Annotated in this window: 4 protein-coding genes and 1 pseudogene; 3 read left to right on the forward strand and 2 right to left on the reverse strand. The window is 65.1% G+C overall.

The window, feature by feature from the left end; all coding sequences use genetic code 11:
- Window positions 1-206 (forward strand): annotated as a pseudogene (locus tag B2527_RS01225) (hypothetical protein); the annotation flags it as partial.
- Window positions 207-259: 53 nt separating this feature from the next.
- Entirely contained in the window at window positions 260-1,552 is a 1,293-nt protein-coding gene (locus tag B2527_RS01230; RefSeq protein ID WP_293705659.1) for a dicarboxylate/amino acid:cation symporter, read from the forward strand.
- 47 nt (window positions 1,553-1,599) lie between these two features.
- On the opposite strand, the gene yiaA is transcribed toward B2527_RS01230, so the two are convergent.
- On the reverse strand, window positions 1,600-2,037 hold the full coding sequence (gene yiaA / locus B2527_RS01235) for an inner membrane protein YiaA (RefSeq protein ID WP_293705661.1): 438 nt from the start codon (window positions 2,035-2,037) through the stop codon (window positions 1,600-1,602).
- A gap of 163 nt (window positions 2,038-2,200) precedes the next feature.
- Between yiaA and B2527_RS01240 the strand changes: the two genes are divergently transcribed.
- Window positions 2,201-3,355 carry a PQQ-dependent sugar dehydrogenase gene (locus tag B2527_RS01240; protein ID WP_293705663.1) on the forward strand — a complete coding sequence of 385 codons (1,155 nt, stop codon included), beginning with the start codon at window positions 2,201-2,203 and terminating at the stop codon, window positions 3,353-3,355.
- Window positions 3,356-3,465: 110 nt separating this feature from the next.
- Here B2527_RS01240 and B2527_RS01245 read toward each other — a convergent pair whose 3' ends face one another.
- Window positions 3,466-3,969: a hypothetical protein gene (locus B2527_RS01245; protein ID WP_293705665.1), complete on the reverse strand. Its 504-nt coding sequence runs from the start codon at window positions 3,967-3,969 to the stop codon at window positions 3,466-3,468.
- Window positions 3,970-4,197: the final 228 nt, after the last annotated feature.

Here is a 4,197-nt window from a genome sequence, read left to right on the forward strand (position 1 = left end):
AGGGCAGCTGCATCTTCGCCCATCTGTGGCGCCAGCCTGGCGAAGCCACCGCCGGTTGCACGGCGATGGAACCCGAGCGCATGTCCGCCCTGCTGGAATGGCTGTCGCCGCAGGCCAAGCCGCTGTTCGTGCTGCTGCCGCAGGCCGAGTACCAGCGCCTGCAACACGACTGGGAACTGCCGCTGCTTGCGGACACTGCCCATTGAGCATTTGCCAGGTTCCGGGCATCTTCCCCTTTCTCCTGCCGAACACCGACTAGATGACCGCCAGCGCACCCGCAAAATCTTCCAAGGTCTCCGCACCGGTCAAGGTGTTGATCGCGTTGGTGCTCGCCGCTATCGTCGGGCTGGCGCTGACCGCCTATGACCAGGCGCTGGCGCTGAAGATCGCCGACGTGCTGCGCCCGATCGGCCGACTCTGGCTCAATGCACTGCAGATGACGGTGGTGCCCCTGGTGACCGCCCTGGTCATCGTTGGCGTCAACACCGCCAGCAATGCCGCCGCCTCCGGTCGTACCGCGCGCAACGCCATCATCGTATTCCTGGTGCTGCTGGTCGGTTCGGCGGCGTTCTCGGCGGTGATCACCCCGCTGCTGCTGGACCTGCTGCCACGCGATGCCGACAACATCCAGGCCTTCCGCGACGCGTTGCGCTCACCGGCCACCGGCGCCACCCCGCCCAGCGCTGCGCAATGGATCAGCTCGCTGATTCCCAGCAATGCACTGGCCGCGGCCGCCTCCAGTGCGATGCTGCCGCTGGTCGCCTTCGCCATGTTCTTCGGCTTTGCCTTGAGCCGGCAGGAACCCGACCGCCGCGAGCGCATCCTCGACATCATCCGCATCATCGCCGACACCATGATCACCATCGTGCGCTGGGTGCTGTGGGCGGCGCCGGTCGGCGTGTTCGCGCTGGTGTTCGTGGTCTGCGCCGAGGTCGGCATGAGCATCCTCGGCGTGCTTGGCTATTACATCGTGCTGATGTGCGTGATCTACATCCTGATCACCCTGCTGCTCTACGTGGTCGCCCGCTTCGCTGCCGGTGAACCGTTCGGCCGCTTCGCCCGTGCGCTGGTGCCGGTGCAGGTGATTGCCGGCAGCACGCAGTCCTCGCTGGCCTCGCTGCCGGCCATGATCGACAGCGCGCGCAACCGCCTGGGCTATCCGCCGGCGCTCACCTCGCTGGTGCTGCCAATGGCGGTATCGCTGTTCCGCATCACCAGCCCGGCGCAGTACATCGCCGTGGCCAGCTTCATTGCCTGGTTGTACGGTATCGACGTGCATGCCTCGCAATATGCGGTGGCGGTACTGCTGGCAGCGGCCATCAGCATGGGCTCGACCGGCCTGCCCGGCCAGGCCAACTTCATGACCAACAACATGCCGATCACCCAGAGCCTGGGCCTGCCGGTGGAACCGCTGGGTGTGCTGCTGGCGGTGGATACCATCCCCGATGTGTTCTGCACCATCGGCAATGCCACTGGCGGCGTCACCGCCACCGGCATCGTCGCCCGGCATACGGTGAACCAGCCGGAGCAGGATCAAAGCAGCGACAGCTGATTGCCTGCAGCCACTCCCACCCGCGCGGGGATGGGAGTGTCGTTCAATCAGTCCTGCGGCGGCAGCGGCGGGGTGCCGTAAGCCGCATCGGCGGCCATCACGTCACGGGTGTTCTTCTGCACGGCGACGGCGCCAAACAGCGACAGGGCGAACGACATGCCGTAGAAGCCCTTCTCGCTGAGCAGCAGGGTCGCGTTCCACAGCCCCACCAGCAACAGCAGCAGCGCGCACAGCAGTGCGAACCAGCACAGGCTGTAATACAGGCTGCTCACCGGGATGTTCTCCAGCCGGTCACGCACGCTCTTCTGCAGCGATACCGCCGAGAACAGCCCGAACAGCAGCAGGGTCAGGTAATAGCCTTTCTCGTTGAGCAGCATCTCGGCGTTGAACAGGCCGACCAGGTAGGCCACCGCCCCCAACAACAATGCCGTCCAAGCGGAGGCGATGAACGCGGCGGAGGGGCGATTGATCTGTTGCTTGGTCATGAAAACTCCTTTTTTGCAGGTGCAGGGGACCCAGAATCCGCGGGCGCTCGGCCGCTACGGTAAGCGATTCCATGTGGCAGTCCCATCCCCCCGGAACAGGCAGCATCGGCCATCATGGTGTAAAACCCTGCACTGGTATCGCCTACCGTTTCTGGAGACCTCCATGCCCCGCACCCTCCTGCTCAGCATGAGCCTTGCCCTTGCTCCCGTCCTGTTCACCAGCGCCTGTGCCGCGGATCCGGACCCTGCCGCCGAAGCAGCGGTAAAGCCGGCGCAGTGGCCATTCACCGCCACCGAAGCCGCGCGCTTCAACGAACCCTGGGCAATGACCTTCCTGCCCGATGGCAGCCTGCTGGTCACCGAGAAGGGCGGCAAGCTGGTCCACTTCGATCCGGCCAGCGGCAAGCGCGGCAACATCAGCGGCGTGCCCACCGTGGCCTATGGCGGCCAGGGCGGCTTTGGCGACGTTGTTGTCCATCCACACTTCGCCAGCAACGGCCTGGTCTATTACAGCTATGCCGAAGACGGCGCGGACGACACCCGCGGCGCGGCAGTAGCCCGTGCCAAGCTGGTCTTGAATGCCGACGGCAGCGGCCAGCTGACGGATGCGCAGGTGATCTGGCGGCAGACCCCCAAGGTCAGCGGCCGTGGTCACTACGGTCACCGCCTCGCCTTCGGCCCGGATGGCAAGCTGTGGATCAGCTCCAGCGAACGGCAGAAGTTCGACCCGGCGCAGGACATGAAGACCAACCTGGGCAAGATCATCCGCCTCAACGACGATGGCAGCGTGCCGGCCGACAATCCGTTCGTGGCACAGGGCTCACCGGCTGACCAGGTATGGTCGCTGGGCCATCGCAGCGTGTTGGGCCTGGCCTTCGACGGCAACGGCAAGCTGTGGGAGCACGAGATGGGCCCCAAGGGAGGCGATGAGCTGAACCTGATCCAGCGCGGCGGCAATTACGGCTATCCCATCGTCTCCAACGGCGATCACTACGACGGCCGCCCCATTCCGGACCACGACACCCGCCCGGACTTCATCGCCCCGGTAGTGACCTGGCGCCAGGTGATCTCACCGGCGGGCTTCATCATCTACAACGGTGCCCTGTTCCCGCAGTGGCAGGGCAGCGGTTTCATTGGCGGGCTGTCGTCCAAGTCGTTGGTACGCGTTGCCTTTGACGGCGACAAGGCCCGCGAAGCCGAACGCTTCGACATGGGCAACCGCATCCGCGAAGTGGAACAAGGCCCCGATGGTGGACTCTGGCTGCTGGAAGACGGCAGCAACGGCCGCCTGTTGAAGCTGACCCCCAAAGCAGACTGACCCACCCGGTAGTGCCGAGCCATGCTCGGCAGATGCCTTACCAATGCAGTGCCGAGCCATGCTCGGCAAGGGCCTTACCGACACCCCGCTTTGCCGAGCATCGCTCGGCACTACGCTGCGGTGTTGCCCGCTCGCAACCGCACTGCCAGTCCTATCGCCTGCACCAGGCCATAGCAGACCAGGGCCGCCGCCAAGGCCAGGGTCAATGGACTGGCATTACCCATCCCCGGCCCCATGCCCTGGCTGAACGCACCGGCATACCAGCGCCAGGCCAGGCGCCCGATCAGCAGCACCGCCAACGCACCGCCGATCCACGGATTGGGCGTATAGCCCGGCGCACCATCACGCGTACTGATCACGGTATGTTTGAGCGCGAACCCGCCCAGCCCCACGCCGGCAATCGAACCTGCAACAACACCCCAAACAACATGCGGGACATATACCGCCGCAAGCACCAGCATCGCGCTGACCATCGACAGGATGCCGATGCGGATGCCATTGCGGACCGGCCGCCAGGCTTGCCAACCGAAGTGTCGGCGGATGCGCCGGTAGTAGAGCCAACCGAAACCAGCGGTCATCAACCAGGGCATGTAGACAGGCAATGCTGCAGGCATGGAACGTCCACCGTGATGTAGAAGCAGCGTGAGCCGCGAACCAAGGTAGTGCCGAGCCATGCTCGGCAGCGGCCTTGTCGATAAGCGCCATCCTGCAATGCCAAACCAATGTCGGCAAGCGGCATGCCGGGCAGGCTCTGCCGCGCCATGCTCCCTTCCTTTGGCGCAGCCGAGGGAAAGGCTGGGGAGGTGGCCTTTCGCTGGTAATGCCCCTGCCGAGCATGGCTC

Origin of the sequence: Stenotrophomonas sp. UBA7606, assembly GCF_002477705.1 — a bacterium.
Lineage (GTDB): Bacteria > Pseudomonadota > Gammaproteobacteria > Xanthomonadales > Xanthomonadaceae > Stenotrophomonas.

Excerpts from the sequence above, each read along its gene's own strand:
- B2527_RS01230 (WP_293705659.1), top strand. The coding sequence starts at position 260 with ATGACCGCCAGCGCACCCGCAAAATCTTCCAAGGTCTCCGCACCGGTC.
- yiaA (WP_293705661.1), bottom strand. The coding sequence starts at position 2,037 with ATGACCAAGCAACAGATCAATCGCCCCTCCGCCGCGTTCATCGCCTCC.
- B2527_RS01240 (WP_293705663.1), top strand. The coding sequence starts at position 2,201 with ATGCCCCGCACCCTCCTGCTCAGCATGAGCCTTGCCCTTGCTCCCGTC.
- B2527_RS01245 (WP_293705665.1), bottom strand. The coding sequence starts at position 3,969 with ATGCCTGCAGCATTGCCTGTCTACATGCCCTGGTTGATGACCGCTGGT.